The 25,548-nt window shown below is 63.2% G+C and carries 23 protein-coding genes and 5 pseudogenes; 10 read left to right on the top strand and 18 right to left on the bottom strand.

Features of this window, described 5'->3' with window-relative positions; translation table 11 throughout:
• Positions 1-610: 610 nt before the first annotated feature.
• Both MNOD_RS19060 and MNOD_RS43655 read right to left on the bottom strand, forming a co-directional pair.
• The gene (locus tag MNOD_RS19060) at positions 611-1,996 is read right to left on the bottom strand and encodes an aminotransferase-like domain-containing protein (protein ID WP_015930572.1); all 1,386 of its coding nucleotides are present in this window, start codon (positions 1,994-1,996) and stop codon (positions 611-613) included.
• Between the two features lie 28 nt (positions 1,997-2,024).
• Positions 2,025-2,411, bottom strand: a complete 387-nt coding sequence (locus MNOD_RS43655) for a GntR family transcriptional regulator (RefSeq protein WP_083786510.1) — start codon at positions 2,409-2,411, stop codon at positions 2,025-2,027.
• Between the two features lie 212 nt (positions 2,412-2,623).
• Between MNOD_RS43655 and MNOD_RS19055 the strand changes: the two genes are divergently transcribed.
• A complete protein-coding gene (locus tag MNOD_RS19055) occupies positions 2,624-3,745 on the top strand; it encodes a LacI family DNA-binding transcriptional regulator (protein ID WP_015930571.1) in 1,122 nt (373 codons plus the stop codon).
• Positions 3,746-3,861: 116 nt separating this feature from the next.
• Positions 3,862-3,978 (top strand): annotated as a pseudogene (locus tag MNOD_RS19050) (transposase); the annotation flags it as partial.
• Here the strand turns inward: MNOD_RS19050 and MNOD_RS43650 are convergent.
• From MNOD_RS43650 to MNOD_RS19035, 5 genes and pseudogenes are all read right to left on the bottom strand, one after another.
• Positions 3,952-4,311: pseudogene (locus tag MNOD_RS43650) on the bottom strand (GntR family transcriptional regulator); the annotation flags it as partial. The pseudogenes MNOD_RS19050 and MNOD_RS43650 overlap by 27 nt on opposite strands.
• 41 nt (positions 4,312-4,352) lie before the next feature.
• A complete protein-coding gene (locus MNOD_RS49225) occupies positions 4,353-4,706 on the bottom strand; it encodes an aldehyde dehydrogenase family protein (RefSeq protein WP_043749046.1) in 354 nt (117 codons plus the stop codon).
• A gap of 48 nt (positions 4,707-4,754) precedes the next feature.
• The gene (locus MNOD_RS49220; RefSeq protein ID WP_244424535.1) at positions 4,755-5,018 is read right to left on the bottom strand and encodes an aldehyde dehydrogenase family protein; all 264 of its coding nucleotides are present in this window, start codon (positions 5,016-5,018) and stop codon (positions 4,755-4,757) included.
• 108 nt (positions 5,019-5,126) lie between these two features.
• Positions 5,127-6,026: a dihydrodipicolinate synthase family protein gene (locus tag MNOD_RS19040; RefSeq protein WP_015930569.1), complete on the bottom strand. Its 900-nt coding sequence runs from the start codon at positions 6,024-6,026 to the stop codon at positions 5,127-5,129.
• A 148-nt stretch (positions 6,027-6,174) separates the two neighbouring features.
• Positions 6,175-7,149, bottom strand: a complete 975-nt coding sequence (locus MNOD_RS19035) for a hypothetical protein (RefSeq protein WP_280113426.1) — start codon at positions 7,147-7,149, stop codon at positions 6,175-6,177.
• A 937-nt stretch (positions 7,150-8,086) separates the two neighbouring features.
• On the opposite strand from MNOD_RS19035, the pseudogene MNOD_RS43635 reads away from it, so the two are divergent.
• Positions 8,087-8,921 (top strand): annotated as a pseudogene (locus MNOD_RS43635) (IS5 family transposase); the annotation flags it as partial.
• Here MNOD_RS43635 and MNOD_RS19030 read toward each other — a convergent pair.
• The 3 genes from MNOD_RS19030 to MNOD_RS19020 all read right to left on the bottom strand — a co-directional run bounded on the left by MNOD_RS19030 (position 8,886) and on the right by MNOD_RS19020 (position 14,088).
• Entirely contained in the window at positions 8,886-9,338 is a 453-nt protein-coding gene (locus MNOD_RS19030) for a Crp/Fnr family transcriptional regulator (protein WP_244424801.1), read from the bottom strand. The pseudogene MNOD_RS43635 and the gene MNOD_RS19030 overlap by 36 nt on opposite strands.
• Positions 9,339-9,742: 404 nt before the next feature.
• A complete protein-coding gene (locus MNOD_RS19025; protein WP_015930566.1) occupies positions 9,743-12,856 on the bottom strand; it encodes an efflux RND transporter permease subunit in 3,114 nt (1,037 codons plus the stop codon).
• 41 nt (positions 12,857-12,897) lie between these two features.
• Entirely contained in the window at positions 12,898-14,088 is a 1,191-nt protein-coding gene (locus tag MNOD_RS19020; RefSeq protein ID WP_015930565.1) for an efflux RND transporter periplasmic adaptor subunit, read from the bottom strand.
• Positions 14,089-14,146: 58 nt separating this feature from the next.
• Here MNOD_RS19020 and MNOD_RS50020 point away from each other — a divergent pair, with 58 nt between their 5' ends.
• Positions 14,147-14,371, top strand: coding sequence for a hypothetical protein (locus MNOD_RS50020; RefSeq protein WP_425277513.1), 225 nt, complete (start codon positions 14,147-14,149; stop codon positions 14,369-14,371).
• Here the strand turns inward: MNOD_RS50020 and cysC are convergent.
• The 8 genes from cysC to MNOD_RS18995 form a co-directional block, all read right to left on the bottom strand.
• Positions 14,368-15,000: an adenylyl-sulfate kinase gene (gene cysC / locus MNOD_RS19015; RefSeq protein ID WP_015930564.1), complete on the bottom strand. Its 633-nt coding sequence runs from the start codon at positions 14,998-15,000 to the stop codon at positions 14,368-14,370. The two genes, MNOD_RS50020 and cysC, sit on opposite strands and share 4 nt — an antisense overlap.
• A gap of 75 nt (positions 15,001-15,075) precedes the next feature.
• Complete coding sequence (locus tag MNOD_RS43625) at positions 15,076-15,825, bottom strand: sulfotransferase domain-containing protein (protein ID WP_015930563.1); 750 nt, start codon at positions 15,823-15,825, stop codon at positions 15,076-15,078.
• 66 nt (positions 15,826-15,891) lie between these two features.
• Positions 15,892-16,680, bottom strand: a complete 789-nt coding sequence (locus MNOD_RS19010) for an ABC transporter permease (RefSeq protein WP_043751560.1) — start codon at positions 16,678-16,680, stop codon at positions 15,892-15,894.
• Positions 16,681-16,683: 3 nt separating this feature from the next.
• Entirely contained in the window at positions 16,684-17,598 is a 915-nt protein-coding gene (nodI, locus tag MNOD_RS19005) for a nodulation factor ABC transporter ATP-binding protein NodI (protein WP_015930561.1), read from the bottom strand.
• Entirely contained in the window at positions 17,565-17,939 is a 375-nt protein-coding gene (locus tag MNOD_RS50705; RefSeq protein ID WP_157091508.1) for a carbamoyltransferase N-terminal domain-containing protein, read from the bottom strand. The genes nodI and MNOD_RS50705 overlap by 34 nt, the downstream gene beginning before the upstream one ends.
• 67 nt (positions 17,940-18,006) lie before the next feature.
• A complete protein-coding gene (gene nodC / locus MNOD_RS43620; protein ID WP_015930559.1) occupies positions 18,007-19,461 on the bottom strand; it encodes a chitooligosaccharide synthase NodC in 1,455 nt (484 codons plus the stop codon).
• Between the two features lie 15 nt (positions 19,462-19,476).
• On the bottom strand, positions 19,477-20,136 hold the full coding sequence (gene nodB / locus MNOD_RS43615; protein ID WP_015930558.1) for a chitooligosaccharide deacetylase NodB: 660 nt from the start codon (positions 20,134-20,136) through the stop codon (positions 19,477-19,479).
• On the bottom strand, positions 20,133-20,777 hold the full coding sequence (locus MNOD_RS18995) for a NodA family N-acyltransferase (protein ID WP_015930557.1): 645 nt from the start codon (positions 20,775-20,777) through the stop codon (positions 20,133-20,135). The genes nodB and MNOD_RS18995 overlap by 4 nt, the downstream gene beginning before the upstream one ends.
• 113 nt (positions 20,778-20,890) lie before the next feature.
• Between MNOD_RS18995 and MNOD_RS18990 the strand changes: the two genes are divergently transcribed.
• The 6 genes and pseudogenes from MNOD_RS18990 to MNOD_RS50325 form a co-directional block, all read left to right on the top strand.
• Entirely contained in the window at positions 20,891-21,817 is a 927-nt protein-coding gene (locus MNOD_RS18990) for a LysR family transcriptional regulator (protein WP_015930556.1), read from the top strand.
• Positions 21,818-21,933: 116 nt separating this feature from the next.
• A complete protein-coding gene (locus MNOD_RS18985; RefSeq protein WP_015930555.1) occupies positions 21,934-22,158 on the top strand; it encodes a transposase family protein in 225 nt (74 codons plus the stop codon).
• Between the two features lie 109 nt (positions 22,159-22,267).
• Positions 22,268-23,260 (top strand): DDE-type integrase/transposase/recombinase, encoded by a 993-nt coding sequence (locus MNOD_RS18980; protein ID WP_015930554.1) that lies wholly within the window; start codon positions 22,268-22,270, stop codon positions 23,258-23,260.
• Positions 23,261-24,143: 883 nt separating this feature from the next.
• Positions 24,144-24,464: a HesB/IscA family protein gene (locus MNOD_RS18975; protein ID WP_015930553.1), complete on the top strand. Its 321-nt coding sequence runs from the start codon at positions 24,144-24,146 to the stop codon at positions 24,462-24,464.
• 12 nt (positions 24,465-24,476) lie between these two features.
• Positions 24,477-24,737 (top strand): annotated as a pseudogene (locus MNOD_RS43610) (iron-sulfur cluster assembly scaffold protein); the annotation flags it as partial.
• A 209-nt stretch (positions 24,738-24,946) separates the two neighbouring features.
• Positions 24,947-25,516: pseudogene (locus MNOD_RS50325) on the top strand (beta/alpha barrel domain-containing protein); the annotation flags it as partial.
• Positions 25,517-25,548 lie beyond the last annotated feature (32 nt).

The following is a 25,548-nucleotide window of genomic DNA, read 5'->3' as shown; positions in this document are numbered from 1 at the left end:
GCCGCCTACCTGGAGGAACCCAGGCCCGGTCCGCGTACGATCGCGGAAGGTGTGACGCTGGACGTGGCCGCGGCCGTCGCGAATGACCCAATTGCGTTCTTAACCATGGGCTGGGAGGACGCGACCGATGCTGCCCGCCAGGATGCGTTCCGGACCGCGATCCTATTGGCGAGGGCGGACGTGTGATGAGCAATGGCGAGCACAGAAGCCGCCGGCACCGCTTGGTGGCGGTGATCGTCGGGCTCCTGGTCGTCCTCTTCCTCACCGCAGCCGTTCTGCTGATGTGGGTGAAGTGATACCATGCGGTTGCAGCGCCCGCCGCGACTACGAACACGGCTGAGAGATCCCGCCGACCATCGGCGAGCTGCGCGCAGAAGGCGACGGGACGGCTGCTGTCTATGGCGAGGTCCCTGCGGTCACCAGGCGATCCTCAGCACCGACCGCTTCCTGGCTGAGCTGCCGTTCCCCGACATTGCGCTGCGTCTGCGCTGCTCCGCCTGCGGCGCCCGGCAGGTCAGTGTGATGCGCGACGTGCTCGGGATCTACGCGCGGCTCCATGACGAGACCGGCTGGGGCATGGGCAGCGCCGGCCCGCTGACGGAGGACTACATTAGGCGACTGAGAACGCGTTCGGGGGCGGGCGGGCGATGACCTCGTTGAGGGTGTACAATGCGTTTGAGAGCTCGGTAAGGTCCTTCGGCCCGCCCAGGCAGATGCGGACCGCGCCAGGATCGGTGTCGTCCACCATGGACTCGATGGGGTACGTGACGCGTATGTTGTCCCGGCCCGCGGCCGCAGCGAAGCCGACCGCCGACCATTCGGGCGGCAATGGCAGCCAGCCATAAAAGGGAGGGAACTCCAGCCTCTCTGCTGCGGGAAAGATGCCGGAAAACACCCGATAGCGATCAAGCGCCTGCTGCCGGCGCTCGCGCACCAGCTCGTCCAGCTTGCCGCTCTCGATGAGCCGCACCGCCGTCTCGCTGAACATAGGAACCACGGACGAGGCGCGCAGGAGAAGTTCGGCCTGCTCGGTAAAGGCCGATGGCACCGTCAGCGTGCCGAGGCGGAACCCCGGCGCGACGCATTTGGAATAGGACGTGATGTAGAAGCTGCGGTCGGGAATGAGCTTCGTGAGCAGCACCGGCCGCTCCGGTAGGAAGAAGCCATAGACATCGTCCTCGATCACCTTCAGGTCGAGTTCCTCAGCCAGTTCGGCGATGCGCCGCCGGCGCGCTAGGCTCATGGTGCGAGCCGTGGGGCTCTGCAGGGTCGGCATGCAATAGAACACCTTCGCGCCGGAGGCCCGGCAGGCGGCCGCCAGCGCGTCAGGATGAGCGCCCTCGCCGTCCATGGCCACAGGGACCAGCGTGAGATGGTTGGCCGCGCCGATCGCCTTGAAGCCGGAATAGGTGAGGGAATCCACGAGGACGGCATCGCCGGGCCGCGCCACCAGGCGCAGCGCGATGTCGATGGCGTGCTGGGCGCCGTTGCACAGGAACAGCCGCATCGGGTCCACGATGAACGAGCCGCCGGAGACGGAGGCGGCAATGATCTCGCGATGCTGCCGGATACCGCCGTGGGGATGGTAGTTCAGGAGGGGCGCGAGCTCGCGCCCCTGCGACACCTCGGCCAGCAGCTCTGATAAGATCTCGGTCTCGCGCCCATCAGCCGGCACGTTCAACGCCAGGTTCACGGGCTCGCGCGCAGCGGACGCCTCGTCGCGGCCCGGGGCGGGCCGGCGCACAAAGGTGCCTTGCCCCACATGGCCGCTGACGATGCCGCGCTGCTCGGCCTCCTGATAGGCCTTGCTCACGGTGCCAACGGATAGGCCAAGTTGCTGCGCCAACTTCCGGTGCGAGGGCAGGCGGGAACCGTCAGTCAACCGGCCTTCGGTGATATCCTGCTCCAGGGCGTTCACCAGAGCCAGGTAACGCGGCCCGGAGGGTGACAATTTCCTTGGCAGCCATCCGGAAAGCTTCATCTTGTCCGAGCCCATCAGCTGATATTTCCTTTCCCGGCCCGTTTCACTTCGGGCCGCTATATCTGAAGGTGGCCGACGTATTTCTTGACCGTATAGGCCTCAAGTCCCTCGATGCCACCTTCGCGGTTAACTTGGCAGAATAGCCACGTTGGGTAAAGTTTTCGATCAAATATTCGTGCGTCAGTTTGATCAACACGTCGCGGACAGGCGTTACACCGGCGCCGTACTTGATATAAAGCTCATTAACTTTGAAAGAACTGGCTGGAGCGATCCGATTGAAGGCGATATTGTCCTCTATTCTTGAATGAGCTCCCATATTCTTGTATTGATTGTTATGGTTGTGTTCGGCCGTACCATTTCGTACGTTCATTTGTTTAACCACGTTTCGCCCATCATCAGCCGATGGCGCACCCGTGTCTGCGCGGTCCATCTTTTCGCGATCTGCGCAGTTCCTCGACACCGGCACCTCCGGTCGAGGTTGCTACCCTATGAAAAAAACCTTTGCAAGGAGCGTCGAGGTTTTGCAAGGATCGTTGACGCCATATGAAAGAAATCTCTCAAGCGGGTTTGACATTCTTTGTCCCAGAAACTAGCATATCTATGCTGCGGATGAATGAAAGAATCTGCCAACAGGAGAGTTAGATGCCCCGCCCTACCATCGCCGATGTGGCCAAGGCCGCCAATGTCAGCGTGTCAACGGTCGATCGTGTCCTGAGCGGCCGCCATTCCGTGCGGGAGGCAACCGCCGAACGGGTGCAACGTGCCGCGGAGGCCGTCGGCTTTCATCTCGCTGGGACGATCCGTCACCGCCTCGGACAGGATCGGCCTGCCCGCACCCTCGGCTTCCTCCTCCAGCAGCGGCAAAACGAGTTTTACGAGACACTCGGGCAGGTCCTGCAGGAGGCAACGGATGCCTCGACGACCATCAGGGGCCAGGCGGTGGTGAGGTTCCGGGACTACCAGGAGGAGGAGGTCGCCGCGGAATGCCTCCTCCAGCTTGGGCGGGAATGCAATGCCGTGGCGGTCGTCGCCGCAGATCACCCCAAGGTGACGCAGGCGATCGACACTCTGCACGAGGAAGGCGTGCCTGTATTCGCGCTCATTTCCGAGCTCACGGCGGCGAACAGTGCCGGCTACGTAGGGCTGGACAACTGGCAGGTCGGCGGCACCGCGGCTTGGTTCCTCTCCAACATGTGCAGGACACCGGGAAAGATCGGCATCTGTGTGGGGAGCCTTTGCTTCCAACGTGCCAGCGAAATGCGCTTCCGTTCGTACTTCCGCGAACGTGCACCAGAGTTTCAGTTACTCGATTCCACGGTGACCCTCGACGACGAGCGCTACGCCTATGAATGCACCCGGGATTTGTTGCGGCAGACGCCGGATCTGGTTGGCATTTACGTCGCCGGTGGCAGCATCACCGGCGTCATCCGAGCCTTGCGTGAACTCCCGAGCGCCGCATCCCGAAACCTCGTGGTTATCGGACGGGAACTGATACCTGATACCATGAGAGGGCTCATCGAGGGTTTGATCAATGTTGTCCTGTCGCATCCGAAGAAATTGCTGGCCGAGACGCTGGTCGAGGCGATGGCGCAGTCAACGATCAGCAACCAAGGCGGCAGCTACGTGCACCCTCCCATTCCCTTCGATATCTACGCGCCCGAAAATCTTTGGGCATTTCGATTATCTGACTTGCGGGGAATGTATGAGCCGGGGTGGCCATGGCGGCCGAACATAGCACGGAGCCGGAAATTGAGTGGCGTGTGATCCGCCCCGCTGTGAGTGGTCCGCCCTGAGGAGAGGTGGCTCGGGAAATCGGACAGGTGCGATGAGTGGAGTTTATGCCTGACGGCGGCCAGACTGGCTGCATAACAGGAGAGACGATGAGCAGACGACCTCGCCGGACCCACAGCCCGGCATTCAAGGCGAAGGTGGCTCTGGCCGCCCTGAGGGGCGAGAAGACGCTGGCCGAACTCGCCCAGCAGTTCGATGTCGCGCCCATCAGCCGGCACGTTCAACGCCAGGTTCACGGGCTCGCGCGCAGCGGACGCCTCGTCGCGGCCCGGGGCGGGCCGGCGCACAAAGGTGCCTTGCCCCACATGGCCGCTGACGATGCCGCGCTGCTCGGCCTCCTGATAGGCCTTGCTCACGGTGCCAACGGATAGGCCAAGTTGCTGCGCCAACTTCCGGTGCGAGGGCAGGCGGGAACCGTCAGTCAACCGGCCTTCGGTGATATCCTGCTCCAGGGCGTTCACCAGAGCCAGGTAACGCGGCCCGGAGGGTGACAATTTCCTTGGCAGCCATCCGGAAAGCTTCATCTTGTCCGAGCCCATCAGCTGATATTTCCTTTCCCGGCCCGTTTCACTTCGGGCCGCTATATCTGAAGGTGGCCGACGTATTTCTTGACCGTATAGGCCTCAAGTCCCTCGATGCCACCTTCGCGGCCCCAGCCGCTGTCGCCAATGCCGCCGAAGGGCGTTTCCGGGATCGTGACGACCATCTGATTGATGCCGATGGTCCCGACCGCAAGCTCCTCCGCGATACGATTGACGGTCGCGGCGGAGCCGGTGAAGGCATATCCGGCCAGCCCATAGGACAGCGCATTCGCCCGTGCCAGCGCTTGGTCGATCTCATCAACAGGTTGCACCAGCGCAAGCGGGCCAAACGGTTCGTGCGTCATGGCCTTCGCGTGGTTGGGCATGTCCGCCAAGATGGTCGGCCTGTACATCAGGCCTGTCCCCTTGAGGCGTTCACCGCCGGCGATAAGCCGGGAGCGTTAGCACGGTCGCGATGTGGTCGAGCCGCTCGCGCATGAGGTCAGCAGCGCGACGCAGGATCTGGCCCCGCTCGAAGGCGAGGTGCGTTTCCAGCCCTCGAAGGCCCGGCTCGCCGCCATCAGTGCGCGGTCAAGTTCTGCCGTACCGGCGTGAGCGAGCGCGCCAAGAGGCTGTTCCGTAGCAGGGTTGAGAACGATCTCGCTCCCTGCTTCAGTTCCTTCGATCCATTCGCCGTCGATGAGGAGAGCCAGCTTCGTGTACATTCTGGTTCCTTGCACAGGGACGTTCAAACGCCAGTACGGCGAAAGTCCGTTCGAGACGGATGAGCGTGCATCGCCTGAATGATGAGATCAGAGAACAACTCTGACGAATTAGGCCTTGGCCCACCGGGCGAGGCCGGCATCGGCAATGATCTTGGCGATGGCGGCCTTTTGTTCGTCTGCCAGCGGCAGCAGCGGCAGGCGCGGGCCGCCGGCGTCGCGCCCAAGCTGGCTCATGGTCTCCTTGATGGCCGCGTAATAGGACCCGGACTGGAAGCAGCGATACAAGGCGCAGACATCGCGACCGAGGTCCTCCAGGGCCTTGTCCCCGCTGAGCGCCTTGTCCCAGTAGGCGCGGATCAAGGGGCCGGCGATCTGGTGCGCCATGGCGATGACCCCATGGGCGCCCACGGCCCGGGCGGGAACGATCATGGTCTCGTAGCCGACGAAGACGCGGAGGTTGTCACCCACGCGCTGCACGAGCTCGCTCACCTGGGTGATGTCGCCGGAGCTGTCCTTGATGGCAACCACGGTCCGCAGCGCGGAGAGCTGCTCCACCAGCGCCGGGGTGAGCTCGATTTTCGCCCGGCGCGGGCTGTTGTAGAGCATCAGCGGCAGCGGGGTGTTGCGCGAGATGTGCGCGAAGAAGGCCACGACCTCACGCGGGCTCGGCATGGCGTAGATCGGCGGCAGGATCAGGCCGCCCGCGCAGCCCGCCGCGACCGCGGACTGGCACGCTTCCAGGACATCCTCTACCCGGAGGTCGGCGACACCGGCCAGCACGGGCACGCGGCGCGCCGCGTGGTCAACGGCCAGCTTGAACAGGCGCGCGCGTTCGGCTTTGGTGAGGGCATAGAACTCGCCGGTGCTGCCGGCGGCCACCACGCCCTGCGCGCCATTGGCGATCGCGTCGTCGATGAGCGCCTTGTACCGGATCTCGTTGATGGAGCCATCGGCTCCGAAGGGGGTGACGAGAACGGGGAAGATGCCACCCCAGTCTGCACGGGCCATGCTTTACTGTCCTTGTGTGGCAGATGTGGTCGAGGGTGCGCCCGCCGCGGCCGCGAGGGGACCGAGACGGCGGGCCTGTTCCGTGGAGCGGCCGACGAAGGCCGCGAGCCGCGGGTTGGCGCCCGACAGGGGGTGTGCCGCTTTGGGGTTACGGTGCCTTCGCGGAAAGATCGAGTTGCGCTGTCCGGAGTGCCGCCTCGATATCGGAACGCACGAGCGGCACCTTTGGAGCCAGCTGCTCATTGTTCTGGTCGATTAACCGGCGGAACTCTTCGCCGTACATGTTCACGTAGTTGAGCTTCCCGGCTAGGGCTGCCGCCATCACTGGATTTGCCGTCAGGTCCACTACCGTGCGCGGCTCCAGCCGCAGAAGCGCATTCTGAAGATCGGCTTTGTCTTGATCGGTGAGATTGGAGGTTGCGATCACGACGAGCGACTGTGGTTCGCGTGCGTGCCCAAATTCTTTCTGGTGTATGACCTCGACTTTTTTGTCAGTCTCGCGGTGGAGACGTTTGCGAGCGCTCTTCGGGTCCCGCGTCACGATTGTCGTGGAACGGAAATGCTCTTCCACACCGCTCTCGATCAGGTCGTAACTCAGGTTGCTTGATCCAAGCAGGTAAAGGTGGTCGGGAAGCTCGCCATTCTGACATCGATCAGCCATGATGTATCGGACGAACTGATCGTAGATGGGCGGTGCGTTGAACTGATATATCTTGCGTGCGGTCAGACCAAAATCAATCCCCTGCCGTGCGATCCGGGCGATCGGAAGGTTTGGGTCAAGACGTTTGTAAGCGCCCTCGAGCTGCTGGATGATGTTCCTCTCGCCGAGGATCCGGGAACGAACGCCGGATGCAATCTCAGCGATTCGCTGCATAATGGCGGCCGCACCTTCAATGGGCCTGAAGTCAAAGCCGGCGAATACCTCGCTCGGGATGTTTACGAGTGCGTTCTCCTCACTGTAGAACTCAACTCTCGAGCATGTCGGGAGCGTGAAAACTCCGATTGCCGCGAGGTTGTCAGCCATTGGCTTGATCTTATCAGAATGTCGCGCAATTGCTGAAGGCGCGTTCATCTGGTGATCAACGCAACGGCCGCGAAACTCGATTTGGCGCAGACCAGTCATGGTCAAACCCCGCTTGGTTGATGGCGGCATCGCTCCCGATGTCACCGCCGTCGGCGACCTCCGCCGCTGCCGGACCTCTGCGCAAGCGAGGTGCCAAATGCTTCTGGAGCAGTTTTGCTATTGAGATCAGTACGTTAGTGGAACCGCCGGTGATTGGCGGAAACTTCACTCAGCTGTCGGGAATCTGACAATGTCCGACAGCGGCGGGGCAGGAGGGAGATGACCTCGGCTTTCGCGTGAGGTCATTGGCGTGCGGCTGCGGCAACGGCCGAGGGGAGGGGCGGGATCCGGATCTGACGCGGAACATCCCTCACCCGCACGGACTTGCGCCTTCACACGTCGCTGTGTGCGCATCGCCTCGCTCCGCGTGCGGACAGAGGGCTCAGCCGAGCTTGTCGTCGCGATGGGGTATGGCGAGGGCCGCGCCCGCACGGCCGAGGCGAAACCTCACCAGCAAGGGCCGCGCCAGCTGCGACGCAGCGCGCCGTGTCGGGTGAAGCCCCCGGCAGGTCGCTCGGCCTGCACGGCCTCGATCACGACCTTCACGTCGGCCGGAGCGGCCCCTCAAGGCGCGGAGGTCACGAGGATGTCCGCGCCCGCCGCGTAGAGGCCGCGGCGTTCGCGACGGTCACGCCACAGGCCGCCGCGATCCGCGGCCCGCCGCCCCTGGCGCCATGGCCAGGGCCTGCACGGCGGTGCCCGTCTCCGGCGCGCACTTCTCGCTTTGCAGGATGGCGGGCCGCCGCCTCGCCCTACATGGTGGGATTGCTTTTCAGCTGTGTAGCTTGGGGCCAAACGGGACCGGCTCAACAAGCCTGTGGCGCGGACCCGACAAACCCGACGGACGCTGTCGGATGGCGTTGCCTGAGAGTCCGCTGGGCAAGGGTGGCCAAGAGAAAATCCGGGATGCTGGAGGACGTCTGCCCGTCCTGAATGGATCAGCGGCCCTTCCGTGGTCTGGAGCGATGAAAATCGATCGGGCAATGACCGTCGTGATCAGAGATATCCCCGTGATATGACGAATGACGAGTGGCAGGCCTTGGAGCCCCTTCTTCCCCTTGCGAAGGGGCTCGGTCAGCCACGGACCTATCCCCTTCGGGAGATCATGTACGGAATCCGCTATGTGCAGCGGTACGGGATCCCGTGGGATGCGATGCCCAAGGATCTGCCGCCCGCCAGCATCTGCGACGATGATTGGCGGCGGCTCACTGATGGCGGCCATATGGAACGGATCAACCACCATCTCGTCGTGCTGGACCGGGAGAAGTCTGGAAAAGAAGCCAGCCCAATCCTGGCGATTGTCGATGCGCAGGCGGTGAAGTGTGACGCCTCGCAAGGCGAGCGGGGGGTACGACGCCGGGAAGAACGTTCTGGGACGCAAGCGTCAGCTGGCGGTCGACAGCGACGGACGCCTGCTGGCGGTGATGATGACCCCAGCCAACGTTCAGGATCAGGATGGCGGCATCCCGCTGGTCAAGCGCTTGGTTCGTCTGTGTCCCTGGATCACGACCATCGTGGTGGATGGTGGCTGCAAGAGCCGTTTCATCGACGCCGTTCAGGCTGGAATGAACCGTGTCGTGGAGGTGGTTCTACGGCCGCACTTTGCGAAGGGCTTTGTGCTTCTTCCGAAACGGTGGCGGATTGAGCAAAACATTGGCGCCCTCACGGGATCGCGCCGTCTCAAGCTGGATTACAATACGCTGCCTCATATCTCGGCGTCTGCCATGTTTTCCGCCTCAACAACGAGGCTTCTTGCGTCTATCACTATGAAACAACCATTTCCCAACGGACTCATAGAGCAGCCACAGCGCGAGCCGCTCGTCGAGCTTGTTGCGGCGATACACGAGGGCGGTCTGGCTGCTCCAGATCAGCACGACCTGCACGTAGCGCATCAGGATCTCGTGCAGGAGGCTGCTCTGCATGACGAGGCGGTGCAAGCCACCGGCCCCGATTCGCAGAGCGCTTCCGGCCACGCGCACCTGGACGTCGTGGGGCGCGCGTTCGACGCCGAGCACCGGCGCGGTGCTCACCATCCCCTCGCGCCCGACGACGAGCGTGTCGAGCACGCCGCGACCGCCCACATTGAAGATGACGGAGACGATTCCGCTTTCGGGAAAGTAGACGTGGCTGATCGGCTCGTTGGCGGTCACGATCCGCTGGCCCGCCTCCAGGACGACCTCCTCGAACATCGGCCGGATCCGGTCGAAGCTCTCGGCGGGCAGCGCCCCCAGCAAATGATTCTGCAGGTCAGACGGCATAGTGGCTCGCCTGTGAGAGCAGATCATTTAATCACATCCTGACTGGGCCGACTACCTGCACCGACTCAAACTGCAGAGACTTCGCTCTAGTGGGCCCTCAAGATCCCTAGTGCGAGCGTGCGCCTCGAATGTGAGCGGTACCTCTCGCAATAGCCCACATCTCATCTCGCGGCTACACTCCCAGATACCAGGCGGAAGTGTCGGAGTGGTGGGCGTGCAAGTAGCGCTCCACCGTGGCAACCGAGGCGTGGCACAGGCTCCAGGCGCTTGCGCTGATGCCGGACACCATCATCTGGTCTCGCGCGCATATTGAAGCGCCTGACGGACTCCAGTCCCTACTCCGCCGCGATCCGGCGCGGCGCGGCGTAGGGCTGCGACGCCTGCGGCTTCGGCTCGTCGACGGCGCCCACGAAGCGCCCGAAGAGACGCCCGAACAGCCGCGAGAGATCGTCCATCAGCACGAAGATCGCCGGCACGAACAGCAGCGACAGCAGCGTCGAGACGATCAGCCCCGAGATCACCGCGATCGCCATCGGCGAGCGGAACTCGCCGCCGATGCCGAGCGCCATCGCGGAGGGCACCATGCCGGCCGCCATGGCGATGGTGGTCATCACGATCGGCCGCGCCCGCTTGCGGCCGGCATCCACGATGGCCGTGATGCGGTCGACGCCGCGGGCCATCTCCTCGACCGCGAAGTCGACCAGCATGATGGCGTTCTTCGTCACCACACCCATCAGCATCAGGATGCCGATGACGACCGGCATCGAGATCGGCCGGTTGAAGATGAGCAGGCCGAGGATCGCGCCGCCGATCGAGAGCGGCAGCGAGAACAGGATGGTGAGCGGCTGCAGGAAGGAGCCGAACAGCAGGATGAGGACGCCGAGCACCATCATCAGGCCGGCGCCCATCGCCATGGCGAAGCCCTCGAAGACCTCGCCCATGATCTCGGCGTCGCCCGTCTGGCGGATGGTGACGCCCGGCGGCAGGTTGCGGGCGGTCGGCGTGGCGAGCGCCTGGGCGATCGCCACGGCGAGCGCATCCGAGCCCTGGAGATTGGCCTCGAGCGCGACGCGCACCGCCCGGTCGTAGCGGTCGATGGCGGTGGGGCCACGGCCGAGGCTGATGTCGGCAACCGCGGTGAGCGGCACCGCGGCGCCGCTCTTCGTCGGCACCTTCAGGCTCTCCAGCGTCTCGACCTGGCCGCGAGTCTCGACGGGGAGCTGGACGCGGATCGGGATCTGGCGGTCGGTGGCGTTGAATTTCGCGAGATTCGCGCCGATGTCGCCGATCGTGCCGACGCGCACCGTCTCGGCGATGGTGTCGGTCGAGACGCCGAGATCGGCGGCGACCGCCGGCTTCGGCCGGATCCGGACCTCGGTGCGGTCGAGGGGCGCCGTCGACATCACGTTGACGAGGTTCGGGATCGCCGCGACCTCGCGCTGCATCCGCTCGGCCACGTCCGTCACCACGGCGGTGTCGGGCCCGGCGACGATGAGGGCGAAGTCACGCTGGCCGCCCTCGCGCAGGGACCAGTAGCGCAGGTCCGGCTCGTCGCGCAGCAGTTCCATGATCGCTGCCTCCACGTCGGCCTGCTTGCGCGTGCGCGCAGACTTCGGCGTGAGGTTGATGGTGAGCGTCGCGAGCCGGATCTCCTTCTTGCCGGGCAACTGGCGCCCGCCATCGACGAAGACGGAGCTCACCTCGGGCAGGGAGCGGATCGCCCGGGCGATCCGGTCCGAGACCGCGATCGTGTCGTCGAGCCGCGCCCCCGGCGGCAGTTCCAGCACGAGGAGCGTGCGGGCCGCGTCCTCCTTCGGCAGGAAGCCGGCCGGCAGGAGGCGGGTGGAGAGGATGGAGCCCGTAAAGAGCGCGAGGCCGACCACCAGCGTCACGTATTTGTGCCGCACCGACCAGGCGACGACGCGGGTATAGGTGCGCATCACCGGGCCGGGCGTCTCCTCGTGGTGGCCGTGGTCGCGCATGAAATAGGCCGCCATCATCGGGGTGATGAGGCGCGCCACCAGGAGCGACATGAACACCGCGGCCGCGATGGTGAGGCCGAACTGCTTGAAGTACTGGCCGGCGATGCCGCCCATGAAGGAGACCGGCGCGAAGATCGCGACGAGCGTCGCCGTGATGGCGATGACCGCAAGCCCGATCTCGTCCGCGCCCTCGAGCGCGGCCCGGTAGGGCGACTTGCCGAGCCGGATGTGCCGGACGATGTTCTCGATCTCGACGATGGCGTCGTCGACCAGGATGCCGGTGACGAGCGTGATGGCGAGCAGGCTCACGGCATTGAGCGAGAAGCCCATCGCGCTCATCGCCCAGAAGGTCGGGAAGACCGAGAGCGGCAGCGCGACCGCGGCGATGAGCGTCGCGCGCCAGTCGCGCAGGAACAGGAACACGACCAGCACCGCGAGGCCCGCGCCCTCCATCAGGCCGTGCATCGCCGAGTGATAGTTGCCGATCGTGTTGGTGACCGAGGTGTCGATCAGGTCGAAGCGCACGTTCGGATAGGCGGTGCGCAGCTCGTCGATCTTCTTGGCCACGATCTCGGCCACCGAGGCGTCGCTGGCGCCGCTGGCGCGGGAGATGGCGAAGGCCACGACCGGCTCGCCGTTGAGGCGCGCGAAGGTGCGCGGCTCCTCGGCGCCGTCCGAGAGGGTCGCGAGCTCGTCGAGGCGCACCTTGCGCCCGCCCGGCAGCACGATCGAGGTCGCGGCGAGTGTGTCGAGGCTCGCCGAGGCCGCGAGCGTCCGGATCGACTGCTCCTGGCCGCCGAGCTCCGCCCGCCCGCCCGCCATGTCGGCGCTGGTGAGGCGCAGCTGCCGGTTGACGTCCGCGGCCGTGATGCCGAGCGCCAGCAGCCGGTCGGGCTTCAGCGTGACGCGCACCTCGCGGGCGACGCCCCCGAGCCGCCCGACGCCGCCGACGCCGCGCAGGCCCTGGATCTGGCGCGCCACCACGTCATCCACGAACCAGGACAGGTCCTCGGGCGTCATCGCGGGCGCCGAGGCGCCGTAGACCATGATCGGCAGGCCCGCGATCTCGACGCGGTTGATGATCGGCTCCTCGATCGTCCGCGGCAGGTTCATGCGGATCTTGGCGATCGCGTCCTTGACGTCGTTCACCGCCCGGTCGGTGTTGACCTCCAGGCGGAATTCGATGGTGGTGGCGGAATTGCCCTCGGTGATCGCCGAGGTGATGTGCTTGACGCCCTTCACGCCCGCCACCGCATCCTCGACCCACTTGGTCACCTGGGTCTGGAGTTCGGAGGGCGCCGCGCCCGGCTGGTTGATCGACACCGAGACGATCGGCACGTCGATGTTGGGGAAGCGGGTGATCGGCAGGCTGCGGAAGCTGACGAGCCCGAGGAGCCCCAGCACCAGGAACAGCACGATCGAGGGGATCGGCTTGCGGATCGCCCAGGCGGAGACGTTGAGGCGCATGGGGTGGTCCTCGGCGGGATCGCCGTCAGCGAATCGGGGCGTCAGGGGCGCGGGAGGGCGTCGGCGCTGGCCTGCTGGGCGGGAAAGACCGGCCGGACCCGGTCTCCGTCGCGCAGGAAGCTGCCCGCCCGGGCGACCACGGCATCGCCCGCCTTCACCCCGTCGCGGATCTCGATGAAGCCCGCGGCCGAGAGGCCGGTGCGGACCGCCCTCACCTCGACCCGGTCGCCCGCCACCACCAGCACGGTGGCGCCGCCATTGCCGTAGACCACCGAGGCGACCGGCACGGCGACGCCGGTGCGGCGCGCCACCTCGACGCTGCCGCGGGCGAAGGCGCCGATGCGCAGGCGCGGATCGGGCTGCAGGCGGATGCGGACCTTGCCGAGGCGCGTCGCGCGGTCGATCTCCGGATAGACCGCGCGCACGCGGCCCGGCACCACGACCGGCCCGTCCGCCGTGTCGAGGTCGAGCTGGGCCGGGGCCTCGGCCTTGAGCCGCGGGATGCCGGTCTCGGTCACCTCGCCTTCGAGCTCGATCTCGCCGCGGGCGATCAGACGGAACAGCGGCTCGCCGGAGGCGCTCGCCGTCGCCCCGACGCGCGCCACGCGGCGGCTGACGATGCCGCCCTCCGGCGCGCGGATCTCGGTGCGGGCGAGCTTGAGGTCGAGTTCCTTGCGCTGGGCCTTGGCCTGCAGCAGCTCGGCCTCCGCGATCGACAGGCCGTTGCGGGCCGCCGCCAGCCGTCCGTCCGCCGAGCGGGCGGCCGAGACGCGCTGCTCGAGCAGCGCCTCGGTGGCGTTGCCGGACTTCATCAGGGTGCGGGTGCGCTCGAGCGCGAGGGCGGCCTCCACCTGCGCGGCCTCGGCCTGCACGATGGTGCTGCGCGCCTGATCGACCGCGGCCTCCGCCCGGGCGATCGCGGCAGCGTTCTGGGCGAGTTGGGTGTCCAGCATCTCGCGCGACAGCCGTGCCAGCACGGCGCCCCGGGCGACCCGGTCGCCCTCCTCCACCAGGAGTTCGGTGATGCGGCAGCCCTCGATCTCGGGCGAGACCATGATCTCGTCGCGCGGCACCAGGGTGCCGGTGACGACGGTGCGCTCCACGATCTCGCGCTCGGCCGCGACCACGACCGTCACGGCGGGCACCGGCACCTCGGTCTGGCTTGCCCGGGCGGCGGGCGGCAGCAGGATCAGCGCGGCGAGCGGCCCGGCGAGCAGGCGGAGGCGGAACATCACGGGGTATCCTGGTTGGCACTTGCTCGACCACGCGCGGCCCGGTGACACGCTGGCAGTGTTCCGGCTCGACCGGTTCGGCCGCTCGCCCGTCGAGCTGCTGGCCATCGTGGCAATGCTGAAGGAGCGCGGCATCGAGTGCTATGCCATCTTGAGGGCCTCTGGGCTGCTATCGGCCGGCTGGTGGATGCCGTCACATCAGCCGAGTGCGCCAACTTCATCGCCTGCGCTGGGTATGTTTCCATCTGATCGAATAACGCTCAAGTTGCTACCAAACAACTAGGGCTTAAGTGACGAGTATGATCGTCCGAGGACATGCTCCTGAAGGTAGCCGATGAGGCGCTCGGCCGCCTGCTCGGGCGTGAGCACGCTCGTATCCAGGCGCAGGTCCGGCGCGTCGGGCGCCTCGTAGGGCGAGTCGATCCCGGTGAAATGGGCGATCTCCCCGCGGCGCGCCCGCCGGTACAGCCCCTTGGGATCCCGCCGCTCGCACTCCGCCAGCGGCGCGTCCACGTGAACCTCGATGAAGGGCACCGCCCCAGCCGCTTTCCGCGCCTGCGCACGCTCGCGCCGGAAGGGCGAGATCAGCGAAACGATCACGATCAGCCCCGCATCCGCCATCAGCCGCGCCACCTCGACGGTGCGGCGCATGTTCTCGATGCGATCGGCATCCGAGAAGCCGAGATCTCGGTTGAGGCCGCTGCGCAGGTTGTCGCCATCGAGGATGTAGGCGTGGCGGTCCTCCGCCGCGAGGCGGGTCTCGACCAGATTGGCCAGGGTGGACTTGCCCGCCCCCGACAGCCCGGTCAGCCATACGATGCAGGCCCGCTGCCGCATCAGGCCGGCACGCGATGTGGCGAGGTTCGGACGGATGATGGTGCTCGGCAGAGCGAGGTGGTCGGCAGGGATCATGTGTCGGTCTTAGTTCGGTTCACGACCGCATCAATCAGAACAGGTCCGTCATGGGTGAAATCGGCGGTGGTTCCATCACAAATCACCCACTTTGAAGAATCGTACATAAGGTCTACCCGCGAAATGGTGTCGCAACTCATGAAAATTCTGCACGGTTTGGTCCAGCGATCGCGATTCCTGACGCTGAAGGATCGCGCGACCAGGAAGCTGAAGCGCTGGAACTCCCAGAAAATTCCAAATCAATTCCAAACACGCGTTGGGATCAAGAATAAGACTCTCGTACTCGATCACAACCATGTCAGTCGACGCAAAGGAGCGCGCGACCCGGTCATGAAAACCATCGGCGGCCTTGAAGTAGACCTCGCAATCAGCGATTGATAAATTGACACGCGGCGGCGGAGTTGCGTCATTGTCAGAACTGAACTTCAGCCACTGGCCAGACTGCCTTGCCTGCACCAACGACCGAAGCGATTCCAATGTGTTTCTGCGACGTGCCAGGATGACTTTGAGGCGCGGCCAATTGGCCAGCTCGCCAAATAAGCCAGGACGGTCGCGAAACTGAGGTTCGTTGATCTTGCAGCCAACGTGCGTCACTTTAGCCTTGGTGCTCCGCGTAGGATAGCGCAGGTAGGCAAGCTCAAGGAGCTCGCAATCGCTACGGAGCAGGCGGTCCTTATCGGGCCAATTCATATCATACGGGTTTAGCAGCTCACCGTTGCTCAAGACGTTCGGATGCTCGTTCAGCAATTCTTCCAGATAGTGCGTGCCCGTTCTCGGCATTGCTAGGATTACAAATGGCTCAGGCGGGGGTGTTAGACGGCTCATTGAGTCTGCCTCCAGATAAGATTGGCCGCGACGGTTCGGGGTTGAATTAACTCTTACGTGGTGGGATCAACGTAGGAGGCGCCGACCAAGCAGCGCAGTCGACAAAAAAAACGGCAATACTGCGTATACGCAAAGTATGCCGATATGCAGGCCGACGCTGTCAGCCGGACGGCCAAGCATCGCTGCACGAACGAGATCGACGGAATGTGCTAGTGGCAAGACGGTCGCTATGTGTTGAAAGGCGATTGGCAGTTGAGCGGCCGGAAACACCGCACCGCACAAGAACAGCATGGGTGTTAGGAAGAGAGTCTGGTAAAAAACGAAATAGTCGTAACTGGGCGCCAGCGCTGTGACGACCATCGCTAGGCTTGCAAACGCAAGACCAGTGAGGGCGATTGCCGGCAGCGCATAGAGGAAGGATGGCCAAGCTGCATAGCCCAGCATGGCCGCAACAATCGTAATTCCGGTCCCGGCCAGAAAGGCCCTTGTGGCTGCCCACGCTAATTCACCGAGAACGATGTCGCCGAGCGTGAGTTGCGTGCACAGGATTGCTTCCCAGGTCCGCTGAGCGTGCATGCGAGCGAAAGCCGCATAAATCGTTTCGAAAGTCGCGGAGGTCATCGCGCTTGTCGCGACCATCCCAGCCGCTAGAAACGCGATGTATGGAGTGCCTTCAACTTGACCTAACATTACCCCGATGCCAAAGCCGAGACCAAACAGATAGATCATGGGATCGGCGAGATTCCCGAGAACCGATGCAAGCGCGACTTTCTTCCACGCCTGACAGTTGCGGCGCCATACCGCGAGCCAGTTCCACGCGTTGGAGGGCAGAGCCGCTGCATAACCTTCGCCTATCATTCATTTCTCCATCTCGCGCCCGGTCAGCCGCAAAAAAACATCCTCAAGATTCGGGGGACGCTGCAGAAGGCGTAGCCCCGTGCGCCCAAGCAGCTGCACCCGCACCTGCTCTGGATCTGGCGCATAGCAAAAAAGCGTCTCGCCGCTCACCTCGATGTGCTGCGCGTACGGCCTGATCAGCGTACGCAGCTCATGCGGATTGCCGCCGTAGATCTCGATCACGTGGCAGCCAATCTTCTCCTGGATCAGCGCGTGAGGCCGGCCTTCGGCGATCTTGCGTCCTTCCTCAAGCACACACACTCGGTCGCACAACCGCTCAGCCTCTTCCATGAAGTGGGTCGTCAAAAGGATCGTTTTGCCGCGGGCCAACAGCGAGCGCAGGCGTTCCCAGATCAGGTGGCGCGCGTGCGGATCGAGGCCGGTGGTCGGCTCATCCATCACCAGCAGCTGAGGGTTATTGATCAGCGCACGCGCCAGCGTCAGGCGCCGCTTCATGCCGCCGGACAAGTCAGCGATGCGTGCATTCGCCTTGTCCTCGAGGCGGGCGAACTCAAGGAGTGACGGCGTGACCGCTTCGACATCGCGAGCGCTCATGCTGAAGTAGCGCCCGAACACCAACAGGCTCTCGCGTACGGTGAACTCAAGGTCAAGGTTGTCGAACTGAGGGACCACGCCGATGCGCGCGCGTGCCAAGCGAATGCGTGCCGGCACTGGCTCGCCGAGCACCTTGATCTTGCCCGCGTCAAGCGGTGCTATGCCGAGGAGCATACGCGCGATCGTGCTCTTGCCTGCACCGTTCGGTCCCAGTAAGCCGAAGCACTCTCCCGGCGCAACAGTGAACGACAACCCGTCGATAACGATCTTGTCGCCGTATGACTTCCTTACGCTGGTAAGATCGATTGCTGCTGTAGACATGGAGCCAAGAAGACCCTTCCGTGAAGCATCACGCCGGAGCCGCCGGCAGAAATGATAAGGCTCTCGGCCTGGTGTTCGGCACACTGCGGCTCTATGAGCGCGATAGCGGGTACGCCAGTGACGATCTCGAGCAGAGACCCGACCTCCCCATCCAAGTCGTCGATCACGAACTGATCAACGTCGTGCGGCGCATCCAGATCGTGCGCCCCCGAAGCGACGACAATTGCATCGAGATCGTCTAGAATTGGATACCGAAGCTTGTGACTCCGCTTCTTGTGCCCGGCCCGAACAATGCGCCGTCCGTTCTCGATATAAGCAATCGCCAGAGCATCTGTCAGCATGATGCCTTATACGCGCATAATACATCCACGTATAGTTCCCGTTATGGACAAGCGGGAGGGCGGATGCTCAGATGAGAGGGCGCGAGTCTGAACAATCGCCCTGCGCGTCACCTCGACGCTCTGCTGTTTGGCGATCTCGGCGGCCGTAATGCACGCTCGCCTCCGTGGCCGCGGCCCTCAGCGGAGGCTTACCGAACATCAAGGAATCTCGCGTGAGATCCAGCCTACGAAGCAGCGCCACAATCCCCGAAAGCTCTGTAGTATTCGATCCAATGACCAGGTTTCGGATGGCGATCTGTTTTCCATCCCTGTTTTGTGCAAGAGTGGCAGACTCGCGCGACAGCCAACTGCTATTGCTCAATGTACACAATGCATAGGTTTTCAAGGGAAGTAACAGAAAAGCGTTGATGGGCGTGTGAAGAGAAAATCCAAGAAATCGAAACTGGCGAGTACGAAGCGCTGCCACGCTGCAGCGAATTGTGGTCATGGATGCGATCACTAAGCCTGTCCACCACGGCACTGTAGCTGTCAATGCGAGCTGCGCGAGCCCCGTTACTAACGAAAGGGCGAGAAATAGAGATCCGAGATTCTGTCCGACTACGTCTAGGGTGAGGAAGGGATCGAGGCCAGGCAGCAGGCGCAGTGCGAGCAACGTGTCTCGGTAAGTGCTCCGTGCCCAGCGGAGTTGTTGGCGCAGATACGAACCGAGCCTATCCGGGACGACCGTTGCCGCAATGGCGTCCGGGACGTACTCGGTTCGAAAGCCTGCTTTCAGCATTAGAATCGTGAGATGGCGATCCTCACCGAAGTCACTTGGCTTACCTCGAAAGACTTGCGTCTCGTACTGATCTAGCAACAAAAGGAGCGCGGACCTGCGGTACATAGCACAAGGGCCGCAGCAGCACATAACGGCACCGAAGCGAGCTTGCGCCGCGCGCTCCTCGTTACAAGCTAGCCAGTATTCCATATCGATCAACCGTGTCAACCAAGTATCGCTCCGATTACTGGCTGTCAACTGACCCATCGCCGCGCCGACTGATGGATTCTGCATCTTCAACGCAAGCTTCGTGACCACGTCGGAGGCGGCTATCGTATCAGAGTCGATGTTGAGCACCAAATCTCCTGATGAACGGCGTATCGCAGCGATCTGTGCTTTGCGCTTTCCAATATTGTTACGGAGAAGAATGAAGTTAAATCTCGGATCGTGGGCGTAGGAATCGTGTACAGGCGTTACCGCATCGCGGTTTCCCGAACCGTCATCAACCACATAGACCCGCAGTTTTCCGCCGTATTCCTGCTTTGCAATTGAAGCCAGGCACGCAGAGAGCGTGCACGGGTCCTCGTTAAAGCAGGGAACGATGACATCTACGCTCGGCAGAACGTCCGAGTCGATCAGATTGTCCGACTCCGATGATGAAACGTTTGTCGGCAGAGCATAAAACACCTGCATGCCTTTATAAAAAGTCGAGAGTAGCGCATACAATGAAACAGCGGTAGCGCTGGCTGTGGCAAGCACGTCCATAGGTTGTCTGCCTGGTCAGTGATGTTGAGGAAGCGAGCGAATTGTAAACCCGCGGCTATGCAATTCCGGAATCAGGCGGGCAAGCGCAACGACGGTTTGGTCTCGCAGACCGGCGTGAGTGCACGGTGCCAACTCGCTGGGAGGACATCCGTCGTGCAAGAGCACGATTGCACCCGGACGGACAGAGCTCAGCACTGCATCCACAATCGCGTCTACCCCAGGCCGAGACCAGTCCCGCGGGTCTACTGACCAGTGCAGGGCCGCTAGTCCAGCCCTCGCTGCAGTAGTAAGCACTTCTTCTGTCCACGAGCCGTACGGCGCGCGCATGTGCCGCAACAAAGCTTGGGGACATGTCATCCTGATGACCCTGTTCGCCCATAGTATTTCCCTTTGTATTTCACCGGATTCGCTTCTGGATAGGTCCGGATGAGTCATCGTGTGATTTGCGACTTCGTGCCCTTCTGCGATCATTCTTTGGATTAGTTCAGGCTCATTTGCTGCGTACGCGCCAATGACGCAGAACGTCGCCGGCACCCGGTGTTCAGCCAGCACATCAAGGATATCCGGTGTGCAACGTGGATTCGGACCGTCATCAAAGGTCAAATAGACGCTGTGATGCCCTCTACCGTCAGCGCACTCGCTGCGCAGTTCTGATAAGTAGTTGAGGCGTCTCACAGCTCTGGCCCGTTCCGATCAATTATCGTACCAGCCGGCCAATCGCTCATTGGCCTTCCAATCGGGAAAACTAGGATCAGTAGGTCCTCGACCCGTGTGGGCGGCATGTCGAGACGCATATCTCTGAGGGTGGACCGCACGCGAACCCCGGACACGATGGTCGCTAGACCGGCCTTACCGAGCAGCCTTGTAAGATGTTTCTGCAGCGCGTGCCGAACCGTGCCGAAGCCGAATGGAACGCCGAGCTCCTTCAGGGCTGGATACATCACGAGCATTGAATGACTGATTCGCAGTCCCTCAAGGTCCGGACGTACCGCGTACAATCCTAGTTCGGCGACGAGTAGATCGACCGCCCCAACCTTGATGAAGCGACGCAGTGCGGCTATATGAGCCGCTACGCCGCGCGAGTCGTAACCGATTGCACGGACCTCAGGTCTCGCGCCGGCCCAACTTCGACCGCCTTCGAATGGCCTTGCATTAAACGTCCCACTCGGGTTGTAGGCCTTTCGCAGGAACTCGGCGAGTTCGGCATGGTCGGCGAGTTCCAGCTCATTTTCCCAGCACAGCCTCCACCGCACCTGCGAGCGCGCGGACAGCTCTCCTGTTCCGGAGCTGGGGCAAAGGTCGGAAGGGAATCTCATGGTATGATGACGTACCTAACTAGATCGGCATCACGTTATGTGCTATATGCCCGCGACATTTGTAAAATCGATTGTTTTGATGCAGCATATCCAAACGATGGATAGGTGGGCACATGCGCTTCAAGGGCCTCGATCTCAATCTCCTCATCGCGCTCGACGCTTTGATGAAAGAGCGAAACCTCACCCGCGCGGCATGCAGCATCAACCTGAGCCAACCCGCCATGAGCGCGGCCGTCGCGCGTTTGCGCGCCTATTTCCGTGATGAGCTATTTATTATGAGGGGCCGCAAACTTATTCCAACATCGCGTGCAGAAGAACTCGCCGCCCCCGTTCGGGAGGCTCTGTTGCACGTACAGCTCGCAATTATCTCCCGGGAGAAGTTTAAACCGGCTCAATCGGATCGTTGCTTCAGGATCATCCTTTCAGATTTCATGACAGTCGTGTTTTTTAGAAATATACTGGAGCGTGTCGCTTTGGAGGCCCCCGACGTCAGCTTCGAATTGCATGACCTCGCTGATGATCCTGATGAGCTTCTTCGGCGCGGCGAAACCGATTTTCTAATCTTTCCGGAGTTGTTCATGTCGAATGCGCACCCGAGAGCGTCGCTTTTCGACGAGACACTTGTTTGCGTGGGATGCTGCACGAACAAGCAGCTATCGCGGCAGCTTACATTTGAGAGATACATGTCGATGGGGCACGTTGTAGCCAAATTCGGGCGCACGCGAAAGCCGTCCATCGAGGAATGGTTTTTGCTAGAGCACGGAATCAAGAGGCGGATTGACGTCGTTGTACAGAGCTTTAGCATGATCCCTTCTATGCTATTAGGCACTGACCGTATAGGGACTATACCCTTAAGGCTGGCAAAGTATTTCGCAAAATCGATGCCTCTGCAGGTCGTCGAGCTTCCGCTGCCACTTCCCGCGTTCACCGAGGCCGTCCAATGGCCTGCCCTTCACAATGCTGACCCGGCAAGCATCTGGATGAGGGAGATATTCTTCCAGGAGGCGTCCCGTATGGCTTCTTCGCATGAGGGCGCCTGAAGACTCAGGCGCCCATGAAGTTTCTCAGAGCCAGGGTTCAGGCATGATCTCGGGCTGGGCTGTGATTGAGGCCAGCGCTCGCCGTTTCCCGTTCGGTGCAACGGGGGACGAGCAGCATGATCGAAGGTTTGGCGGTCTGCTTCCCGGGGCTTGAGGATCTACGCGAGACCAGCGGGTGCGACCACCGGCTCATCGCCATCCTGGTGATTGCGGTATGTGCGGTGATCGCCTGTGCCGAGAGCAAGGACATCGGGCTCTACGGACGCAGCAAGCAGGCGTGGCTGCAGACGTTCCTACCCCTGCCGTGCGCAACCTCGCGCTTCTGCGCAAGATCGCCCTGAACCTGATCGCCCAGGACCCGATTACGCAGACTAGCTGTCTGGTGGCGGAACGTTGTTGGGATCAGGTACGTTGCGCGATTGAGGTGCAGGCCTGGAGGTTCGAGCCGACATGGCGCTCCTCCTCCCGGAGGGCGCGCTGACGCACGCGATTCATCCCAATGCCCGCACCACCCCGGCCGTGCGTGCCGAGATCGCCCGCTCCCCCGAACCCTCCGGCGTGCTCGCCAAGCGCTACGGCGTCTCCGCCGAGACCATCCGCAAATGGCGCAAACGCGGGCCACACGACTGCCAGGACCGCTCTGCCCGGCCCCATAAACTGCCCTGGAAAGCCAGCGAGGAGGAGCGCGCCACTGGCTTCCCGCTCGACGAGCTCACCTTCATCGTCAGCCATTTCCTGCCCCACCTGAACCGGGATGCAGTCGACTGCATCCTCAAGGCCGAAGGCCTCAACCGCCCCACCCCCGCCGACCGCACCCGCAAGCCCCACAGCTCTTTCAAGGACTACGAGGTCGGCTTCGTGCACCTGGACGTGAAACACCTGCCCAAGCTGCGGGATCGCGACGGGATCACGCGCAAACGCTGCTTGTATGTCGCCATCGACTGCGCCTCCCGCTTCGTGCATCTGGCCGTCAAAGATGACGAGACCGCGGCTTCAGCTGTCGCCTTTCTGGAGGAGGCGCTTGCGGCGCTGCCGTTTCGGGTTACGCACGTGCCGACCGACCGCGGCTCCTGCTTCACCGCTGATGGCTTTGAGAACCCCTGCCGGCAGCACAAGATCGAGCATTGCACGACCCGGCCCTCCACGCTGCGTACGAATGGAATGGTGGAGCGCTTCAACGGGCGGGTACAGCGCGAAGGGTTGGGGATCATGCTCTATAGCCATCGGGATCTTGAGACGGTGCTGGCCGGCTTCACCGCGGCCGACAACGGCCGCCGTCAACGTGCCCTGAAGGGCCGCTCCCCGGACCTGGTGCTGCGTGAGCAGCTGAAGGCGAAACCCGAGCTGGCCAAGCCCGTCACCAAGCCGCCCGACCCGGACGCACTCCCGAAAGCGCTCCAGGTTGTCGCGGCCGCCAAGGAGGTTGCGCATCCAGACAACTAGCCTATGCGGCATGCGCAAGAAAGCTGCTTGGAACGAAGCCTACATGCTCCAGATCATCGCAAATCAACTTCATGCGTGAACCCTGTACTCGGAGCGTCTCACACATGCTCTTTGCGTCAATGGAGGTGGATGGCCGGGTGGGCGTGAACCGCTCGCCCATCTCATTTATTTGGCGGTCGCGTAAGGGCAGTTGCTCCCGCGCAAGGGACGGAGGATCTCATGGGCGGGCATCTGGCGCACCGGCTTGAGGTAGTCCTAGTGCACTGACGCCATCAGAACGTACACCGTGCATCACGATTTCGCTTGTGTTCACAGGCGGTTAGTGAACGAGCGCGTGGTGCTTTCATCGGCGTCTGTGCACTAGCGACCCTCGGATTCGGTGGGGGATGCACCTCACCAAGGGCTTCTCTGGCGCGGCCTGCGGCGTCTCACCCCGAGAGATGGCGACCCAGCCGATCTTCTGAGGCAGCGCGTCCCCGTGCCCTCCCCTGCTCCCGCAAGCGAGCAGTCCGGCCTGGCGGCCCGACGTCAGGCCGGACCGTTCATTCCGTCCGCCGCGATTGCAGCCGCGGCACCCGCGGCGGGGGCCGTCCCGCGGCCGCAAGGTTTCCCATCGTTCTCAACATTCCGGCTTTGCATCGGCTTTGTCGACTTTGCGACACACCTGCCAATCTAGCACTACTTGGGCAGGCTTTCGAAATTCCTGAATAATGACAATGGCTTAAGGAAATTTTGCGATAGAGTTAGGCCATTGATTCACACCCGTTTTTCAAGAAGGCGCCAAAGTATTACTAGGGACTATTAAGCGATCACAATATCATAGCCAGTGGCACGGCGTTTGCCCCATCAACGTCGGAACCTGACTCGGAAAGAGGATTCCGACATGATCTCGCTCACTGACAACGCGGTCTCCGCGGTGAAGAACGCTCTCTCGCAGGCTTCAGGCGCTCCGACCGGCCTGCGGATCATGGTCGAGGCGGGCGGCTGCGCCGGTTTCAAGTATATGATATTGCTGGAGAGCACCCAGCGCCGCGGGGATCTCGTGATCGAGCAGGACGGCGTCCGGCTATTCGTCGAGGGCCGGTCCCAGTCGCTGGTCTCCGGCCTGCGGATCGACTTCGTCACGGCGCTCAATAACTCTGGCTTCGTGTTTGAGAACCCGAACGCGGCGTCGAAATGCGCCTGCGGCAAGTCCTTCGGTTGACCAGAACGCGCCATGTGGGACTATCCCGAGAAGGCCAAGGACTACTTGTTCAGTCCGAAGAACGCGGGCGTGCTCGCGGAAGCGAACGCGGTCGGCGAGGTCGATGCGATCGCCTGCGGCGACGTGCTCAAGCTGATGCTGAAGGTCGATCCCGTCACCGACGTGATCACGGATGCGAAGTTCCAGACTTTCGGCTGCGGCTCGGCCATCGCTTCTTCATTGGCCATCACCGGGATCGTGATCGGCGAGCCCCTCGATCAGGCCCTCGCCATCAGCAACCAGGACATCGCGGGTTCCCTCGGAGGGCTGCCGCCGGAGAAGTCGACCGCGTCCTCGCCGTCATGCCGGATATCATCGGCAAGCTGCGGGCCCTCTCCCCGTTCTGGAGCGAGACCGGGGCCGACGCGGCCGCCTTCAAGCCGGTCTACGCCTGAGGCGCCCGCAGGGCCCTGCCCTTCCCGCCTAGCCCCCCAGAGCGCGCGATGCCAGATCCCTCGTCTGACACCAATCCCCATGCGCCTTCCGTGCCCCCTCCTTTCCGGGAGGCGCCGGCCCGGAACGTCTTCCTCATTGACACCACCCTCCAAGACGGCGAGCAAGCGCCGGGGATTGCCTTCACGCACCGTGAGAAGATCGAGATCCCGGAGGCGCTCGCCCATGCGGACGTCCCAGAGATCGAGGTCGGCACACCGGATGTGGGCGACGACGAGATCGAGACGATCCGCTCAACCGTCTCGCTGCGGCTGCCGCTGTGCGTGATCGCGTGGTGCCGCATAAGCGAGGACGATCTCCTCGCCGCCATGGCGGCGGGCGCGTCGGCGGTCAACTTCTCGATCCCCGTCTCCGATCCCCAGCTTCGGGGGAAGCTCGGACGCGACCGGTCCTGGGTCCCGGACACCCTGGCGGCCGTGGCGGGGCGCGCCCGCCGCCTCGGCTTCGCGGTGGCGGTGGGTGCCGACGACACCTCGCAGGCCGACCCGGATTTCCTCTGCGACGTCGCAAAGGCCGCAAGGGCCTCGGGCTCCGAGCGCCTGCGGCTAGCCGACACGCTTGGCGTGCTCGATCCCTTCGGCACCGACGTGCT

Source organism: Methylobacterium nodulans ORS 2060, assembly GCF_000022085.1.
Lineage (GTDB): Bacteria > Pseudomonadota > Alphaproteobacteria > Rhizobiales > Beijerinckiaceae > Methylobacterium > Methylobacterium nodulans.
Note: the sequence above shows the minus strand (reverse complement) of the source record. Positions and strands in the feature narration are given on the sequence as shown.

Bases quoted from the DNA above. Each gene is read 5' to 3' on its own strand.
- MNOD_RS19060 (WP_015930572.1), bottom strand. From the start codon at position 1,996: ATGGGCTCGGACAAGATGAAGCTTTCCGGATGGCTGCCAAGGAAATTG.
- MNOD_RS43655 (WP_083786510.1), bottom strand. From the start codon at position 2,411: ATGGACCGCGCAGACACGGGTGCGCCATCGGCTGATGATGGGCGAAAC.
- MNOD_RS19055 (WP_015930571.1), top strand. From the start codon at position 2,624: ATGCCCCGCCCTACCATCGCCGATGTGGCCAAGGCCGCCAATGTCAGC.
- MNOD_RS49225 (WP_043749046.1), bottom strand. From the start codon at position 4,706: ATGTACAGGCCGACCATCTTGGCGGACATGCCCAACCACGCGAAGGCC.
- MNOD_RS49220 (WP_244424535.1), bottom strand. From the start codon at position 5,018: ATGTACACGAAGCTGGCTCTCCTCATCGACGGCGAATGGATCGAAGGA.
- MNOD_RS19040 (WP_015930569.1), bottom strand. From the start codon at position 6,026: ATGGCCCGTGCAGACTGGGGTGGCATCTTCCCCGTTCTCGTCACCCCC.
- MNOD_RS19035 (WP_280113426.1), bottom strand. From the start codon at position 7,149: ATGACTGGTCTGCGCCAAATCGAGTTTCGCGGCCGTTGCGTTGATCAC.
- MNOD_RS19030 (WP_244424801.1), bottom strand. From the start codon at position 9,338: ATGTTCGAGGAGGTCGTCCTGGAGGCGGGCCAGCGGATCGTGACCGCC.
- MNOD_RS19025 (WP_015930566.1), bottom strand. From the start codon at position 12,856: ATGCGCCTCAACGTCTCCGCCTGGGCGATCCGCAAGCCGATCCCCTCG.
- MNOD_RS19020 (WP_015930565.1), bottom strand. From the start codon at position 14,088: ATGTTCCGCCTCCGCCTGCTCGCCGGGCCGCTCGCCGCGCTGATCCTG.
- cysC (WP_015930564.1), bottom strand. From the start codon at position 15,000: ATGATCCCTGCCGACCACCTCGCTCTGCCGAGCACCATCATCCGTCCG.
- MNOD_RS43625 (WP_015930563.1), bottom strand. From the start codon at position 15,825: ATGAGCCGTCTAACACCCCCGCCTGAGCCATTTGTAATCCTAGCAATG.
- nodI (WP_015930561.1), bottom strand. From the start codon at position 17,598: ATGTCTACAGCAGCAATCGATCTTACCAGCGTAAGGAAGTCATACGGC.
- MNOD_RS50705 (WP_157091508.1), bottom strand. From the start codon at position 17,939: ATGCTGACAGATGCTCTGGCGATTGCTTATATCGAGAACGGACGGCGC.
- nodC (WP_015930559.1), bottom strand. From the start codon at position 19,461: ATGGACGTGCTTGCCACAGCCAGCGCTACCGCTGTTTCATTGTATGCG.
- MNOD_RS18995 (WP_015930557.1), bottom strand. From the start codon at position 20,777: ATGAGATTCCCTTCCGACCTTTGCCCCAGCTCCGGAACAGGAGAGCTG.
- MNOD_RS18990 (WP_015930556.1), top strand. From the start codon at position 20,891: ATGCGCTTCAAGGGCCTCGATCTCAATCTCCTCATCGCGCTCGACGCT.
- MNOD_RS18985 (WP_015930555.1), top strand. From the start codon at position 21,934: ATGATCGAAGGTTTGGCGGTCTGCTTCCCGGGGCTTGAGGATCTACGC.
- MNOD_RS18980 (WP_015930554.1), top strand. From the start codon at position 22,268: ATGGCGCTCCTCCTCCCGGAGGGCGCGCTGACGCACGCGATTCATCCC.
- MNOD_RS18975 (WP_015930553.1), top strand. From the start codon at position 24,144: ATGATCTCGCTCACTGACAACGCGGTCTCCGCGGTGAAGAACGCTCTC.